This is a genomic window from Micromonospora sp. NPDC049051 (assembly GCF_043197575.1).
GTDB lineage: Bacteria > Actinomycetota > Actinomycetes > Mycobacteriales > Micromonosporaceae > Micromonospora.
In genome coordinates this window covers 1045362-1061157 of sequence record NZ_JBICTL010000002.1, presented here as the reverse complement: position 1 = coordinate 1061157, position 15796 = coordinate 1045362, and the positions used below count along the sequence as shown (strand labels likewise).

11 protein-coding genes are annotated in these 15796 nt (G+C 72.3%); 8 read left to right on the top strand and 3 right to left on the bottom strand.

What is annotated here, in order from left to right; genetic code table 11:
- Positions 1-49 precede the first annotated feature (49 nt).
- Both ACGFIR_RS11995 and ACGFIR_RS11990 read right to left on the bottom strand, forming a co-directional pair.
- On the bottom strand, positions 50-3055 hold the full coding sequence (locus ACGFIR_RS11995; protein ID WP_393144604.1) for a carbohydrate binding domain-containing protein: 3006 nt from the start codon (positions 3053-3055) through the stop codon (positions 50-52).
- Between the two features lie 379 nt (positions 3056-3434).
- Positions 3435-4454: a LacI family DNA-binding transcriptional regulator gene (locus ACGFIR_RS11990; protein ID WP_393004565.1), complete on the bottom strand. Its 1020-nt coding sequence runs from the start codon at positions 4452-4454 to the stop codon at positions 3435-3437.
- A gap of 378 nt (positions 4455-4832) precedes the next feature.
- On the opposite strand from ACGFIR_RS11990, the gene ACGFIR_RS11985 reads away from it, so the two are divergent.
- The 8 genes from ACGFIR_RS11985 (at position 4833) to ACGFIR_RS11950 (ending at position 13868) form a co-directional block, all read left to right on the top strand.
- Entirely contained in the window at positions 4833-6122 is a 1290-nt protein-coding gene (locus tag ACGFIR_RS11985) for an extracellular solute-binding protein (RefSeq protein ID WP_393144602.1), read from the top strand.
- A gap of 69 nt (positions 6123-6191) precedes the next feature.
- A complete protein-coding gene (locus ACGFIR_RS11980; RefSeq protein ID WP_393144600.1) occupies positions 6192-7202 on the top strand; it encodes a carbohydrate ABC transporter permease in 1011 nt (336 codons plus the stop codon).
- Positions 7203-7254: 52 nt separating this feature from the next.
- Positions 7255-8142, top strand: coding sequence for a carbohydrate ABC transporter permease (locus ACGFIR_RS11975; protein WP_393144598.1), 888 nt, complete (start codon positions 7255-7257; stop codon positions 8140-8142).
- Complete coding sequence (locus ACGFIR_RS11970; RefSeq protein WP_393144596.1) at positions 8139-10586, top strand: glycoside hydrolase family 2 protein; 2448 nt, start codon at positions 8139-8141, stop codon at positions 10584-10586. The genes ACGFIR_RS11975 and ACGFIR_RS11970 overlap by 4 nt, the downstream gene beginning before the upstream one ends.
- Before the next feature lie 158 nt (positions 10587-10744).
- Positions 10745-11083 carry an ArsR/SmtB family transcription factor gene (locus ACGFIR_RS11965; RefSeq protein ID WP_393004555.1) on the top strand — a complete coding sequence of 113 codons (339 nt, stop codon included), beginning with the start codon at positions 10745-10747 and terminating at the stop codon, positions 11081-11083.
- The gene (locus ACGFIR_RS11960) at positions 11080-12753 is read left to right on the top strand and encodes a SulP family inorganic anion transporter (RefSeq protein ID WP_393004553.1); all 1674 of its coding nucleotides are present in this window, start codon (positions 11080-11082) and stop codon (positions 12751-12753) included. The genes ACGFIR_RS11965 and ACGFIR_RS11960 overlap by 4 nt, the downstream gene beginning before the upstream one ends.
- An 82-nt stretch (positions 12754-12835) precedes the next feature.
- Positions 12836-13234 carry a PadR family transcriptional regulator gene (locus ACGFIR_RS11955; protein ID WP_393004551.1) on the top strand — a complete coding sequence of 133 codons (399 nt, stop codon included), beginning with the start codon at positions 12836-12838 and terminating at the stop codon, positions 13232-13234.
- Positions 13209-13868: a hypothetical protein gene (locus tag ACGFIR_RS11950; RefSeq protein WP_393004549.1), complete on the top strand. Its 660-nt coding sequence runs from the start codon at positions 13209-13211 to the stop codon at positions 13866-13868. Before ACGFIR_RS11955 ends, ACGFIR_RS11950 begins: the two co-directional genes overlap by 26 nt.
- A gap of 18 nt (positions 13869-13886) precedes the next feature.
- Here the strand turns inward: ACGFIR_RS11950 and ilvD are convergent, their stop codons facing one another.
- Positions 13887-15734 (bottom strand): dihydroxy-acid dehydratase, encoded by a 1848-nt coding sequence (ilvD, locus tag ACGFIR_RS11945; RefSeq protein WP_393004547.1) that lies wholly within the window; start codon positions 15732-15734, stop codon positions 13887-13889.
- Positions 15735-15796: the final 62 nt, after the last annotated feature.

The following is a 15796-nucleotide window of genomic DNA, read 5'->3' as shown; positions in this document are numbered from 1 at the left end:
CCGCCGGTGGTGTCGGAGGCGGCCGGACCGGTCGCCTCCGACACCGGCGTCACCGCAGGTAGGGGCCGGTCTCGCCGACCTTGCCCGGCGCCGGGTTGCCCGGCAGGTCCAGCACGTACGCCCGCAGGTTGCCCTGCCCGCTGACGGTCGCCGTGAGCGTCCCGTCGGTGACCGTCCGGACGTCGCCGGTCACCGCGTCGGTGTACCGGCCGTTGGGCACGCCGGTGAACGTCGCGCTCCCGGAGACCGTCACCAGCACGAAGCTGTCCACGCCGCCGGCCGTGAAGCGCCGCTTGTACGCCATGGAGTTGCCGCTGATCCCCTCGGTCGAGTACTGCCCCTTCTGGAGGGCCGGCACCGCCCGGCGGATCTGGTTGAGCCGCTGCACGTGCTTGACGAGCGGCTTGTCCAGGGTGCTGGCCACGGGCCCGGTGGCGGAGCCGACCCGGCCGAAGTCCGTCGCGGTGACCGTGCCCGCCAGGTGGCCGCCGTAGTAGGCGCGGCCGGTGGTGGCCAGCGGGCAGGTCGGCCCGCAGTCGATCTTCGCGCCCTTCTGGAACTCGATCTCCGAGCCGTAGTAGAGCGTCGGGATACCCCGGAACGTCCACATGAGGCTCATGTTCTCCGCCCAGGCGTCGGTGCCGCCGGTGTAGCGGGTGTTCGACTTGTTCGGGCCGTAGTCGTGGCTGTCGACGTACACGACGTTGTAGGTCGCGTCGTTGTAGCTGTCGTCGGAGTCCCTGCCGTTGCCGAAGGCGTTGTTCGCGTCGCCGAAGTTCATGTGCATCCGCATGTCGATGACGTTCATGCCGGAGAACTTCGAGTGGTCCGGCGCGTGGTAGGTGTTCCCGCGCAGGAACGCGTTGTCGCTGGTGGGCTGGCCGTTCGGGCCGAGCAGCTGCTCGTGGTCGTACTGCTCGATGGCGGCGCGCACGTCGTCGGCGCTGTACTCCTTGCGCTCCTTCCAGGTGAAGAACTGCGCCGAGTGGTTCACCGAGCCCCGGTTCCACTTGTCGTTGACGAACGCGGCGACCTCGCCGAAGACGTAGAAGTCGCGGCCCTTCTCGCCGTGCGTGGCGAGCGCGTGCTGCTGGATGGCCGGCAGGAACCGCCGGTTCCAGGTGATGCGGGGGATGTGCACGGCGGTGTCGATGCGGAAGCCGTCCACGCCCATGTCGATGAACTTGTTGTACGAGTCGATCAGGTACTTCTGCACGGTGGCGTTCTCGGTGTTGAAGTCGGCCAGGTCCTCGTGCAGCCAGCAGCTGCGCGAGTCCTCGCCCTCCCAGTTGCCGATCCAGCACTGGTGGTAGAGGTCGGCGGGGAACAGCTTGCTGGTCGGGGTGGGCCACTGGCACTCGTAGAGGCGGAAGCCCTCGGGGCTGGTGCCGGCCGGGGCGCCCCAGCGGGGGCACTGGTTGCCGGCCGGGGCGGTACCCGACCAGACGTCCCCGTTGTAGGGCCGGCCCTTGGCGAGGGCGTTCTGCGCCGGGGTCAGCTCCGGGTCGGTGCCGGGGTGCTCGACCATCGGGTCGTACTCGCGGCCCGGCTCCTGCCGGCTGTACATCCACTTCCACTGCTCGTCGCGGGTGCCGTACACGGTGGGGGTGAACAGGCCCTTGGCGCCCCAGCGGGAGCTGTGGTTGTAGACCACGTCCTGGAAGATCTTGATGCCCTTGGCGTGCGCGGCGTTGATGAGGTCCTGGTAGCTCGCGCCGGGGCTCTCCAGCCGCGGGTCGACGCGCTGGAAGTCCCAGCCGTGGTAGCCGTGGAAGTCGTAGTCGGAGCGGTTCAGCACGACCGGGGTGATCCAGAGGGCGGAGAAGCCGAGCCCCTTGACGTAGTCCAGCTTGTCGATCAGGCCCTTGAAGTCGCCGCGGAACATCGGGTCGTCGTTGGCCGCGTTGCCCGACTTCACGTGCTGACTGCCGCCCCGGTTGTTCGTGCTGTCGCCGTCGGCGAAGCGGGCGGTCATCACGAAGTAGATGCTGTCCTCGCGGGGGTCGCCGCCGAGCGGGGTGCCGGGCGCCGGCGCCGGCGGGGTGGTGCCGGTGGTGACGGCCACGGGGGCGCTGGCCGGGGAGGTGTTGCCGGCCGCGTCGTACGCCCGGACGGTGTACTCGTAGCGGGTCTGCGGGCTCAGCGCGCCGTCGACGTGGCCGGTGCCGGTGGTGGTGGCCGTGACGGTGCCCTCCGGCCCGCCGGTGCGGGTGAGCCGGTAGCCGGTCACGCCCCGGTCGTCGGTGGACGCGGCCCAGGACACGGCGACGCGCAGCCCGTTGGCGGTCGCGCCCAGCCCCGTGGGGGTGGACGGGGCGGTCGTGTCCGGTGTGTCGGGTGGGCACGGTGAGGCCGCGCCGGCGGTCACCACCCCCGCCTTGACGGTGCTCACGCCGGTGCCCAGGGTGTAGTCCGCGCCGTTGTTGTTGTCCCAGGCGCCGGCGCCGTTGTTGAACGCCGCCCGCAGCGTGGTGGCGGTGCCGAGCTCGACCACCCGGCGGGCCCATCCGGTGCAGCCGGCCGCCATCGGTACGCCGGGGACGGTGGTCCAGGCCCCGCCGGCGGGCTGGTAGTGGATGTTCGCGGTGGCCCAGCCCCTGGTCCCGACGTGGTACCAGACGTCGGCCGTCCGGCCGGTCGACGGGTTCGACGGGGTGGGCGTGGGGGTGCCGGCACACGGGTCGCCGGTGCCGACCACGCCGTCGGCGACGGTCACCGTCCCGGTGCCGGTGCGGTAGTTCGCGCCCCGGTTGTTGTCCCAGGTCGTGCCGTTGTGGTTGAACGTCACCTGGAGACCGGTGGCGGTGCCGGCGTCGACGGTGCGCTTGCGCCAGCCGGCGCACGCCGCCTCCATCGCCAGCCCGGGTACGGCCGTCCACGCGCCGCCGTCCGGCGCGTAGTGGATGTTGACCTGGCCGGTCCAGGTGGCGGCGGGTCGGTAGTAGACGGTCACGGAGTTCGCGGCGGCGGCCGTGCTGAGCGGGGCCAGCCCGACGGTGAGCCCGGCGGCCAGCGCCACCGCGATCATCCGTCGTCGCCCGGTGCGGGAATGCATCGGAGCTCCTAGGGGGTGGTTGTCGGCGGGGGCCGACGGGACGGGGGATGCCCTGCGGGAACAGCCGTCGCCGGGGGGAGGAGCTGTCCGGATCGGACAGTGGCGTGACGTTTAACGTCACGGGTTGACGAATGTTTCTGCAAGGTCTTGCAAGTGGCGAGAAAGTTACCACCATCGACGTCCCGGCACCAGGCGTTCACACGGATCGGGCGCCGCCTGCGGGCGCGGGGTGCGACCTCGGGCGGGTCGCCGGGAGGCGGGGCAGCCGGACGGCTGGCGGGCGCGCGGCGTCGCGCGCCGGAACCTGGGGCTCGGCTCGGGGTGGGCCGCTGACCGGAGTCGACGTGCGGTGGTCGCGTAGGGGAGGGGCTGAACCGGTTCAGCTGGCGCGCGGGGGCGCCGTGCTGCCCCGGGGCGTGAGGTGGGCCGTCCCGTCCTGCACGCGGCGGGCCGGCGAGCCGCCGATCACCGCGAGCAGTTCCCGGGCGGCGTGCGCGCCGTACGCCGGGATGTCCCGGCCGAGCGCGGTCAGCGGCGGGTGCACCAGCTGGCAGAGCGGGGAGTCGTCCCAGGCCACGATGGACACCTCGCCCGGTACGGCGAGGCCCATCTCCTGGGCCACCGAGAGCCCCGCTATCGCCATCACGTCGTTGTCGTAGATCACGGCGGTGGGCCGGCCGGCCGAGCTGAGCAACCGGCGGGTCGCGCGCGCCCCCTCCTCGCCGGTGTAGTCGGACGGCACGGTCACCGCGTCGGCCAGGCCGAGCCGCCGGCACACCTGGGCGAACGCCTCGGTGCGGATCTCGGTGTGCAGCAGGGCCGGCAGCCCGCCGACGCGGGCGATCCGGCGGTGGCCGAGGGCGAACAGGTACTCCACGGTCTCGACCAGCGCCGCGGCGTCGTCGGACCAGACGCTGGCCAGCCCGCCGGTGCCGCCCGGGCCGCCGATCACCACGGCGGGCAGGCCCAGCTCCTCCAGCACCGGCACCCGCCGGTCGTCGACGCGCAGGTCGCAGACGAGGACGCCGTCGACCCGGCGCTCGCCCCACCACCGCCGGTAGACCGCGACCTCCGCCTCCTGGTCGGCCACCACCTGGAGCGTGAGCGCGTACGACCGGGCGGAGAGTTCGGCCTCGACGCCGCTGATCAGCTCCATGAAGAACGGCTCGATGCCGAGCGTGCGGGCGGGCCGGCAGAGGGTGAGGCCGACCGCGTCGGCGGTGGCGCCGGAGAGGGAGCGGGCGGCGCGGCTCGGGTTGAAGCCGATCTCGGCCGCGATGGCGAGGATCCGCTGCCGGGTGGCCTCGGAGACCCCGGGCTGGCCGTTGAGCGCGTAGGACACCGCTCCCTTGGACACCCCGGCGCGTCGGGCGACGTCGGCGATCGTGGGTCGCTTCACCGGCGTACTCCTCCACTCTCCCGCCGGGGCGGGTGGCACCACGAGGCCGGGGGCGGCCGGCGGCGATCCACGCTACTGCACCGGCCGCGGGGGAGCCGGCGCGACCGCCGCGCGGGCACCGCCCGGTCATCGGCTTTCTCGGTTAAGCCCTGGCGGGGCACCTGTCTCCGGCCGCCCGCAGTCGCACTCCGGTGCCCTGCGCAGAATATTCCCACCTCCCATGATCGCGCTCCCACGGTTCCTGGGGATTATCGCGAAGCGTCGATTCCGGCTGTCCGTTGACACCGCCGGAACAGGCCCGTACGGTGGCGGTCACTTATCCGGTTCAGTCAACGTTCCTCGATATCGGGAGCGTTCCCATCGGGCGCGGAGGATGACATGAGACGGTCCCTGACGCACTGGGCCAGGGTGGCCGCCGTCGGCGCGGTCAGCCTGGTCATGGTGGCGGCGTGCAGCGGCAACGGCGGCGGTGGCGGCGACTCGCGGGCCGGCGGCACGGTCACCCTCAAAATCAACTTCTGGGGCGACTTCGGGCTCGACGAGCTCAAGGCGAAGTACGAGGACGCCAACCCGAACGTCAAGATCAGCCTGAACACCGGCGAGTACAACGCCCAGCACGAGGACCTGCAGAAGAAGCTCGTCGCCGGCTCCGGCGCGCCCGACATCGCCGCCGTCGACGAGGGCTTCGTCGTCCAGTTCCGCGGCCAGGCCGACAAGTTCGTCAACCTGCTCGACAAGGGCGCCGGCACGTACGAGCAGAAGTACCTGCCGTGGAAGTGGAAGCAGACCCTGACGCCCGACGGCAAGACCCAGATCGGCCTCGGCACCGACGTGGGCGGCCTGGCCATGTGCTACCGCACCGACCTGTTCGCCGCTGCCGGCCTGCCCACCGGGCGCGACCAGGTCTCCGCGCTCTGGCCCACCTGGGACGAGTTCATCGACGTCGGCCGGCAGTACACGGCCAAGAGCGGCAAGAAGTTCATCGACGCCGGCACCAACGTCTTCAACCCCGTCCTCGGCCAGCAGCCGGTCGGCTTCTACGACGAGAGCGAGACGCTGAAGATGGACGGCGGCCCGAAGGTCGCCTTCGACGTGGCGGCCCGGACGATCGCCGCGGACCTCTCGGCCAACCTCACCGCGTTCTCCCCCGAGTGGAACAGCGGCTTCGTCAAGGGCGACTTCGCCGTGCTCGCCTGCCCGGCCTGGATGCAGGGGCACATCAAGAACACGGCCCCCGGCACCAGCGGGAAGTGGGACGTGGCCGCGATCCCCGGCGGGGGCGGCAACTGGGGCGGCTCGTTCCTGACCATCCCCAAGCAGGGCAGGAACGTCGACGAGGCGTACAGGTTCGTGGAGTGGCTGATCCAGCCCGAGCAGCAGATCGAGATCTTCAAGAAGGTCGGCAACCTGCCCTCGCAGCCGGCGCTGTACCAGGACCCGGCGATCCGGGACTTCACCAACCCGTTCTTCAGCGACGCCCCGGTCGGCCAGATCTTCTCGAAGACGGCGGAGAGCCTGACGCCGCAGTACCTCGGCCGGCGCAACGGCCCGACCCGGGTGGCGGTGGAGAACGTCCTCAACCGGCTGGCCACCGGGAACCTGAAGGGCAAGCCCGACCAGGCGTGGACCGAGGCGGTCAAGGAGGCCGAGAAGGCCGCCAAGTCCTGACCGCGCGCCGGCCGGGGCGAGGCCGCCGCGCCCCGGCCGGTCCTCCCCTTCGGTCCCTGGAGGTGCCCGATGTCCACCACCCGAGCCGCCCCCACGGCACCCCGTCCCGACGCCGGCGCGGCGGACCGGCGGGCGAGCAGTCCCCCCGAACCCGGCCCCTGGCGCACCCGGCTGTACCGCTTCGACGTGCGCTACGTGCCGTACCTGCTGATCGCCCCGTTCTTCCTGCTCTTCGCGGTCTTCGGGCTCTTCCCGATCGTCTTCAACGGCGTCGTGGCCCTGCGCCACTGGCGGCTCGACGACCCGACGCGCACCGGCTGGGCCGGGTGGGAGAACTTCAGTCGGCTCTTCACCGACGACGACTTCTTCAACGCGCTCGCCAACACCTTCGGCATCTTCCTGCTCTCCACCGTGCCGCAACTGCTGCTGGCGCTGATCGTCGCGTCGCTGCTGAACCGCAAGCTGCGGGCCCAGACCTGGTTCCGGGTCGGGGTGCTGCTGCCGTACATCACCCCGGTGACCGCGTCCACGCTGATCTTCTCCGTGGTCTTCGCCCGCGACACGGGCATCGCCAACTGGGCGCTGTCGCTGCTCGGCATCGGGGAGACCGCGCCGATCGACTGGCGGTCGGCCAAGTGGTCCTCCTGGATCGCCATCGCCACGATGGTCAACTGGAAGTGGATCGGCTACAACGCGCTGCTCTACCTGGCTGCCATGCAGTCCATCCCGCGCGACGTCTACGAGGCCGCCGCCGTCGACGGGGCCGGGCCGTGGCGCCAACTGTGGCGGATCACCGTGCCGATGATCCGGCCCGTGGTCATCTTCACCGTCGTGCTCTCCACCATCGGCGGCCTGCAACTCTTCACCGAGCCGATGCTCTTCGACGCCAACCCGGCGCTGGGCCTCGGCGGCGACGACGGGCAGTGGCAGACCGTCGCCCAGCTCATCTACAAGGTCGGCTGGCGGGACCTCAACCTCGGCTACGCCGCCGCCATGTCCTGGGCCCTCTTCCTGGTCATCCTGCTCGTCGCGGCGCTCAACGCCATCATCACCAACCGCCTGGGAGGTGGGAAGCGGTGAGCGCGAGGAGTGAGCTTGCGAGCCCCGCAGTCGCGATCGAAAGGAGGTACAGGTGAGCGCCTCGAATCCCCGGCGGGCGGCGCTGACGGGGCGGGCGCCGCAGCACCTGCCCGGCAGCGTCTGGACCTACCTGTTCCTGGGCGTCGTGATCGCGTTCTCGGCGTTTCCGCTCTACTGGATGTTCGTCATCGCCACGAACACCGACGAGGCGCTGGCGAAGATCCCGCCGCAGGTGCTGCCCGGTGGGCAGCTCGTCACCAACCTGCGGGAGGTCTTCTCCATGCAGGACGTGTTCTTCCTCCAGTCCCTCGGCAACAGCGTCATCGTGTCGTCGGTGGTGACGGTGTCGGTGCTCTTCTTCTGCTCGCTGGCCGGCTTCGCCTTCGCCAAGCTGCGCTTCAGGGGGCGTAACGCGCTGATGGTCATGGTCGTCCTGACCATGACGGTGCCCAACCAGCTCGGCGTCGTCGCCCTCTACATCCTGATGGGTCGGATGCCGGGGGAGGGCGGCTGGAACGGCACCCTCCTCGCGGTGATCGTGCCCGGCCTGGTCAGCGCGTTCGGGGTCTTCTACATGCGACAGTTCATCCTCGATGCGGTGCCCGACGAGTTGGTCGAGGCCGCCCGGATGGACGGCGCCAGCACCATGCGGATCTTCTGGAGCGTGGTGGTGCCGGCGGTCCGGCCCGCCATGGCGGTGCTCGGCCTCCTGACGTTCGTCGCCACCTGGAACGAGTTCCAGTGGCCGCTGATCACCCTCGGCGGCACCGACTACCCGACCTCGATGGTCGCGCTGTCCGACCTCGCCAGCGGCAACTACGTGCTGTACCGACGGGTGCTCGCCGGCGCCCTGGTCGCCACCCTCCCGCTGCTGGTGATGCTCTTCATCGGCGGCCGTCAGATCGTCCGCGGAATCATGGAAGGTGCGGTGAAGTCGTGACCCGGCAAGCGTTGCACGAGGGCTGGACCCTGCGGGCGGTACCGGGCCCGCAGGTGCCGGCGGGGATCGCCGGGCGGGCGGTGCCGGCGACCGTACCCGGCTGCGTGCACACCGACCTGCTCGCCGCCGGCCTGATCCCCGATCCATATCTCGACGACAACGAGAAGGGGCTGGCCTGGATCGGCCGGACCGACTGGGTCTACGAGACCACCTTCACCCACGAACCCGGGAGCCACGAGCGGCTGGACCTGGTCTGCGCCGGCCTCGACACCGTCGCCACGCTCACCCTCAACGGCTCCGGGGTCGGCCGCACCGAGAACATGCACCGCGGCTACCGCTTCGACGTCCGGTCGCTGCTGGTCGCCGGGTCCAACACCCTGGCCGTACGCCTCGGCTCCGCCTACCGCTACGCGGAGGCGCAGCGGGACCGGCTCGGGGACCGGCCGAACGCCTACCCGGAGCCGTTCCCGTTCATCCGCAAGATGGCCTGCAACTTCGGCTGGGACTGGGGGCCGACGCTGGTCACCGCCGGCATCTGGCAGGAGATCGGGCTGCACGCCTGGTCCACGGCCCGGCTGGCCGTCGTGCGTCCCCTGGTGACCGTCGAGGCCGGCGACGGCCGGGTGGAGCTGCACGTCGAGGTCGAGCGGGCCGGGGACGCCCCGCTCACCGTGCGGGCCACCGTCGCGGGTGCGACGGCCGACGCGACCATCCCGGCGGGGGAGCGCACGGCCGTGCTGACCCTCACCGTCCGCGCCCCGGCGCTGTGGTGGCCCCGGGGGTACGGCGAGCAGCCGTTGCACCCGTTGGAGGTGACGCTGCACGACGCCGACGGGCACCCGCTCGACACGTGGTCGCGCCGCATCGGCTTCCGCTCCGTACGCCTCGACACCACCCCCGACGCGCACGGCACCCCGTTCGCCCTGCACGTCAACGGCACCCCGGTCTTCGTCCGGGGAGTCAACTGGATCCCCGACGACGCCTTCCCCACCCGGATCACCCGGGACCGGCTGGCGCACCGGTTCCGGCAGGCCGCCGACGCGAACGTCAACCTGCTGCGCGTCTGGGGCGGCGGCCGGTACGAGTCGGACGACTTCTACGACCTCGCCGACGAGCTGGGCCTGCTCGTGCAGCAGGACTTCCTCTTCGCCTGCGCCGCGTACCCGGAGGAGGAGCCGCTGTGCGCCGAGGTGGCCGCCGAGGCCGCCGAGCAGGTGGTCCGGCTCGTCCCGCACCCGTCGCTGGTGCTCTGGACCGGCAACAACGAGAACATCTGGGGCTGGCACGACTGGGACTGGCAGGAGCCCCTCGCGGGACGCACCTGGGGACGCGGCTACTACCTGGAACTGCTGCCCCGGATCGTCGGCGAGCTGGACCCGACGCGGCCGTACTGGCCGGGCAGCCCGTGGTCGGGCAGCGAGGAGATCCATCCCAACGACCCGGCGCACGGCACCACGCACATCTGGGACGTCTGGAACACCGACGACTACACGAAGTACCGCGAGTACGTGCCGCGCTTCGTCGCCGAGTTCGGCTACCAGGCCCCGCCCGCGTACGCGACCCTGCGCCGGGCGCTGTCCGACGAGCCGCTTGCGCCCGACTCGCCCGGCATGGCACACCACCAGAAGGCGATCGACGGGGACGCCAAGCTCCGGCGCGGGCTCGACGCCCACCTGCCGGCCCCGGCGGACTTCGACGACTGGCACTGGCTGACCCAGCTCAACCAGGCCCGCGCGATCCAGCTCGCCGTCGAGCACTTCCGCTCGCACCGGGACGTCTGCGCGGGCACGATCGTCTGGCAGCTCAACGACTGCTGGCCGGTGACCTCCTGGTCGGCCGTCGACGGCGACGGCCGCCGCAAGCCCCTGTGGTACGCCCTGCGCCGCGCGTACGCCGACCGGCTGCTGACCGTCCAGCCCCGCGCGGGCGGCCTGGCCCTGGTCGCCGTCAACGACGGGCCGGACCCGTGGCGGGCGAGCGCCTCGGTGACCCGGCTGACCCTGGCCGGCGAGCCACGGGCCAAGACGACGCTGGAGCTGACCGTCGGTGCGTACGCCAAGGTCGAGCTGGCGCTGCCGGCGGAGCTGGCGCTGCCGGCGGAGGCCCGCCGCGAGCTGCTGGTGGCCGAGGCGGGCGACACGGCCGAGCGGGCGCTGTGGTTCTTCGTTGAGGACCGCGACGCCGACTGGCCGACGGCCGGCTACGACGCCTCGGTCGAGCCCGTCGACGGCGGGCAGCGGGTCCGGGTGACCGCCCGGACGATCCTGCGCGACCTGACGCTCTTCCCGGACCGCCTCGACCCGGCGGCCGAGGTCGACGAGGCGCTGGTCACCCTCCTGCCGGGGGAGTCGGCGACCTTCACGGTGACCTGCGACGCCCCGCTGGATCCGGCGGCGCTGACGACCCGCCCCGCCCTGCGCTGCGTCAACGACTCCGCCGGCTGACGGGCTGGTGTTCGCGCGGCGGAGATTTTGGTAGGTTCCGGCCCTTCCGGGGGCCGTGCCGTGCCAAGATCCCTGCCCGCCAGCACGACAGCGACTTGAAAGTTTTCGCAAGTGCTAAAGTCGGCAATCAGATGTGGGGTCGCGTGACGGAGGCTGACGTGTCGGTACCGCTCTACCAGGCCAAGGCGGAGCTGTTCCGCACCCTCGGCCACCCGGTCCGGATCCGGGTGCTGGAACTGCTCCAGGACGGGCCGAAGCCGGTCCGCGACCTGCTGGCGGCGATCGACGTCGAGGCGTCCAACCTGTCGCAGCAGCTCGCGGTGCTGCGCCGGGCCGGCATGGTCACCTCCAGCCGCGACGGCGCCCTGGTGATGTACGCGCTCAGCACCCCCGACGTGGCCGACCTGCTCGCCGCCGGGCGGCGCATCCTGGGCGCGGTCCTCACCGACCGGGACGCGCTGCTGGACGAACTGCGCTCCTCCGGGACGCAGCGGTGAGCGAGGCACTCGGGCTGCGCGAGCGCTTCCTCGGGCTGCTGCCGCCGCGCGCCGACTGGCAGGCGGTCCGCCGCTCGCCACGGCGCGACCTGCTCGCCGGGCTGACCGTGGCGGTGGTGGCGCTGCCGCTGGCCCTGGCCTTCGGCGTCACCTCCGGGCTCGGGGCCCAGGCCGGGCTGGTGACGGCGGTGGTGGCCGGCGCCGTCGCCGCCGTCTTCGGCGGCTCCCACCTCCAGGTCTCCGGACCGACCGGGGCGATGACCGTGGTGTTGGTGCCGGTGGTCCAGCAGTTCGGCCCCACCGGTGTGCTGATGGTCGGGGCGCTGGCCGGGCTCGTGCTGATCGCGCTGGCCCTCGCCCGCCTCGGCCGGTACGTCCACTACCTCCCCGTCCCCGTGATCGAGGGGTTCACCGCCGGCATCGCGGTGGTCATCGCCCTGCAACAGGTGCCGGCGGCGCTCGGGGTGACCGACGCGCACGGCGACCGCGTCTGGGCCGTGGCCGCCGACGCGGTCGCCCGGTTCGTCGCGGATCCGCGGCCCGTACCGGTGGCGATGGCCCTCGGCGTCGCGGCGGTGATGCTGCTCGGCGCCCGCTGGCGTCCCGGCTGGCCGTTCTCCCTGCTCGGGGTGGCCGTCGCGACCGTCGTGGCCGAGACCGTCCCGGTCGAGCTGGCCCGCATCGGCGCGCTGCCCGCCGGCCTGCCCGCGCCCTCGCTGGCCTTCCTCGACCTCGACGCCGTCGGCGTCCTGCTGCCCTCCGCCCTCGCGGTCGCGGCGCTGGCAGCCCTGGAGAGCCTGCTCTCCGCCACCGTGGCCGACGGGATGACCGTCGGCCAGCGCCACGACCCCGACCGTGAGCTGTTCGGCCAGGGACTGGCCAACCTCGCCGCCCCCGCGTTCGGCGGGATCCCGGCCACAGCCGCCATCGCCCGTACGGCGGTGAACGTGCGCGCCGGGGCCAGCTCGAAGCTGGCCGCGCTCACCCACGCTGTCGCCCTCGCGGGGATCGTGCTGGCCGCCGCCCCGCTGGTCGGTCGGATCCCGCTCGCCGCCCTGGCCGGCGTCCTGCTGGCCACCACCGTCCGGATGGTCGAGGCCGGGTCGCTCTGGGCGCTGGCCCGCGCCACCCGGGGCGACGCCCTCGTGCTGGTGCTCACCTTCGCGGTCACGGTGGCCCTGGACCTGGTGACCGCCGTGGCGGTCGGGGTGGGCGTGGCGATCGTGATCGCCCTGCGCGCGGTGGCCCGCACGGCGCGCGTGGAACAGGTCCCGCTCGACCCGACCGAGCACAGCGCCGAGGAGCGGGCCCTGCTCGCCGACCACATCGTGGCCTACCGGCTGGACGGCCCGCTCTTCTTCGCCGCCGCGCACAACTTCCTGCTCCAACTCTCCGACGTGGCCGACGTGCGCGTCGTCATCCTGCGGATGTCGCGGGTGACCACCCTCGACGCGACCGGCGCGCAGGTGCTCGGCGACGCCATCCTCCGGCTCCAGGAACGCGGCATCACCGTGCTGCTCTCCGGCATCGACCCCGGCCACGACCAGGTGCTGGCCACCCTCGGCGTCGCCGGGCGGTTGCGCCGCGACGGCCTGGTCTTCCCCGACACCCCGGCCGCCATCCGGTACGCCCGCACCGTCGTGCTGCCCGGCCCCGTGGCGTCCCGGTGAGCGGGCTCCCCGTCGCCGCCGGTTGACCTGCCCGCGACCCAGCTACTAGACGGCGCATACTACCGGCAGTATTATGTGACGCATGATAGTGGCTGGCGGTTCGGATGACGCGGTCGAGCGGCAGGCCCAGCTACTGCGTGGCTCCCTGGACATGTGCCTGCTCGCGCTGCTGGCCGCCGAGCCGGCCCACGGCTACGAACTCGTCCGCCGTCTCGACACCGCCGGATTCGGGACCGTGAGCTACGGCACCGTCTATCCGTTGATCACCCGACTGCATCGCCTGGGGCTCGTGACGAGCGCGTCGAAGCCCAGTCCCAGCGGCCCTTCCCGCAAGGTCTACCGGCTCACCGAATCCGGCCATGAGCGGCTGCGTGCCTGGCGGGAGCAGTGGATCCGGTTCGCCGGCGTCGTGAACACGACCCTCGCCGTCCGCCCACCAAACCCAGGAGACGATCATGAGCACGTCGACATCGGCCGTTGACGGCCTCCTGTCCGCCGTCGATCGCAGTTGGCGCGCTCTCGGCGTCCACGGTCGCGACCGGCGGGCGCTCGCCGCCGACCTGCGCGCCGAACTCGAGGCAGCGGCGGCCGCCGGCGTCGATCCGGCAGAGCTTCTCGGCACCGACTCCACGGAGTTCGCCCGGAGGATCGCGGAGGAAGCCGGCGTGCGACGGACCCCGCCGCGTTACGGCCAGGTTCTGGGCGTGGCGAGCGCGGGCGCGGTCGTCTCCCTCGTCGTGGGATACCTCGTGGCCATCGGCCTGCACCTCGCGTTCGTGGCGGCGTTCGACCTGCCGCGAAGTGTGCGCGTGCCGGTGTGGCTTGCCGCTGGCGTCTTCTACGGTGGCGTCGCGGCGGTCGTCGTCGCCGGCGCGGTCCTCGCCGTGCGCGTCGCCCTGCGCGACGCACCCCGCATTCGACACACCGCGACGCGGCTGGCACTGCTCTTGCCACCCGCGCTCGCGGCCGGGATCGCCGCCGCGGTCGCGGTCGGCTGGACGCTCGGCTTCTCGCTCACCCCGCTCGCGATCGGGGCCGAGGCGGCGATCGTCCTCGCGGCCTTCCTGGTGGCAACGGCGCTGGCCCGTCGCTGGTCGGTGACGGCGACGGGGTGAGCCGGCCCGCCGTGGCGGTTACTCCGGGACGCGGCGGTAGGCGCCGTCGCTGGCCGAGGTCGCCATCGAGGCGTACGCGCGCAGCGCCGCGGACACCGGCCGCTGCCGGTCGAGCGGGGTGTACGGCCTGTCGCGCTTCTCCTGCGCGATGCGCCGGGCCTCCAGCACGTCGGGGGCCACGTTCAGCTCGATGGACCGGGCCGGGATGTCGATGACGATCTCGTCACCCGGCTCGACGAGCGCGATCAGCCCGCCGGAGGCCGCCTCCGGGGAGACGTGCCCGATGGAGAGCCCGGAGGTGCCGCCGGAGAAGCGCCCGTCGGTCAGCAGCGCACAGGATCGGCCCAGCCCCCGGCCCTTGAGGAACGAGGTGGGGTAGAGCATCTCCTGCATGCCGGGGCCGCCCTTCGGCCCCTCGTAGCGGATCACCACCACGTCGCCGGCGACGATCCGCTTGTTGAGGATCGCCTCGACCGCGTCGTCCTGGGACTCGTAGACCTTGGCCGGGCCCCGGAAGGTCAGGCACTCCTCGGGCACCCCGGCGGTCTTCACCACACAGCCCTGCGGGGCCAGGTTGCCGTGCAGGATCGCCAGCCCGCCGTCGGCGCTGTACGCGTGGGCGAGGTCTCGTACGCAGCCCTCGGCCGCGTCGGTGTCCAGGGACGACCAGCGGTTGGTGGTGGAGAACGGCTCGACGGTACGCACCCCGCCCGGGGCGGCGTGGAACAGCTCGAGCGCCTCCGTCGTCGCCGACCCGCCCCGGACGTCCCAGTCGGCGAGCCAGCGCTCCAGGCTGGGCGAGTGCACGGCGTGCACGTCGCGGTGCAGCAGGCCGGCGCGGTCCAGTTCGCCGAGGATGGCCGGGATTCCGCCGGCCCGGTGCACGTCCTCCATGTGGTACTGCGGGGAGTTCGGGGCGACCTTCGCCAGGCAGGGCACCCGGCGGGAGACGGCGTCGATGTCGTCGACGCCGAAGTCCAGCTCGGCCTCGCGGGCGGCGGCGAGCAGGTGCAGGATCGTGTTGGTCGAGCCACCCATCGCCACGTCCAGGGCCACCGCGTTCTCGAAGGCGGCCCGGCTCGCGACCGCGCGGGGCAGTACGGAGGCGTCGTCGCCGTCGTACCACCGCTTGGCGATCTCCACGGCGGTGCGGCCGGCCTCGACGAAGAGCGACCGGCGCGCGGCGTGGGTGGCCAGCGTCGAGCCGTTGCCCGGCAGCGCCAGGCCGATCGCCTCGGTGAGGCAGTTCATCGAGTTGGCGGTGAACATGCCGGAGCAGGAACCGCAGGTGGGGCAGGCCGACCGCTCGATCTCGCCGAGCTGGTCGTCGGTGACGGCCTCGTTCGAGGAGGCGATCATCGCGTCGATCAGGTCGATCTTGGAGTGGACGACGCCCTCGATCGCGACGGTCTTGCCGGCCTCCATCGGGCCGCCGGAGACGAAGACGGTCGGGATGTTCAGCCGCAGGGCGGCCAGCAGCATCCCGGGGGTGATCTTGTCGCAGTTGGAGATGCAGACCAGGGCGTCGGCGCAGTGGGCGTTGACCATGTACTCGACCGCGTCGGCGATCAGCTCCCGGCTGGGCAGGGAGTAGAGCATGCCACCGTGGCCCATGGCGATGCCGTCGTCCACGGCGATGGTGTTGAACTCGCGGCCCACCCCGCCGGCAGCGGCCACCGCCTCGGCGACCAGGCCACCCATGTCCTTGAGGTGCACGTGACCGGGTACGAACTGGGTGAAGCTGTTGGCGATGGCGACGATCGGCTTGCCGAAGTCGTCGTCGGTCATCCCGGTGGCCCGCCACAGGGCCCGGGCGCCGGCCATCGTCCGACCGTGCGTGGAGGTCTTCGACCGCAGCTCAGGCATACCCACCAGTGTTACACCGCCGCTCCGGCGGCCGGCCGGCAAGCGCACCGTGTCCCAAAGGA

Bases quoted from the DNA above. Each gene is read 5' to 3' on its own strand.
- ACGFIR_RS11950 (WP_393004549.1), top strand. From the start codon at position 13,209: ATGAGCACGTCGACATCGGCCGTTGACGGCCTCCTGTCCGCCGTCGAT.
- ACGFIR_RS11980 (WP_393144600.1), top strand. From the start codon at position 6,192: ATGTCCACCACCCGAGCCGCCCCCACGGCACCCCGTCCCGACGCCGGC.
- ACGFIR_RS11995 (WP_393144604.1), bottom strand. From the start codon at position 3,055: ATGCATTCCCGCACCGGGCGACGACGGATGATCGCGGTGGCGCTGGCC.
- ACGFIR_RS11955 (WP_393004551.1), top strand. From the start codon at position 12,836: ATGATAGTGGCTGGCGGTTCGGATGACGCGGTCGAGCGGCAGGCCCAG.
- ilvD (WP_393004547.1), bottom strand. From the start codon at position 15,734: ATGCCTGAGCTGCGGTCGAAGACCTCCACGCACGGTCGGACGATGGCC.
- ACGFIR_RS11985 (WP_393144602.1), top strand. From the start codon at position 4,833: ATGAGACGGTCCCTGACGCACTGGGCCAGGGTGGCCGCCGTCGGCGCG.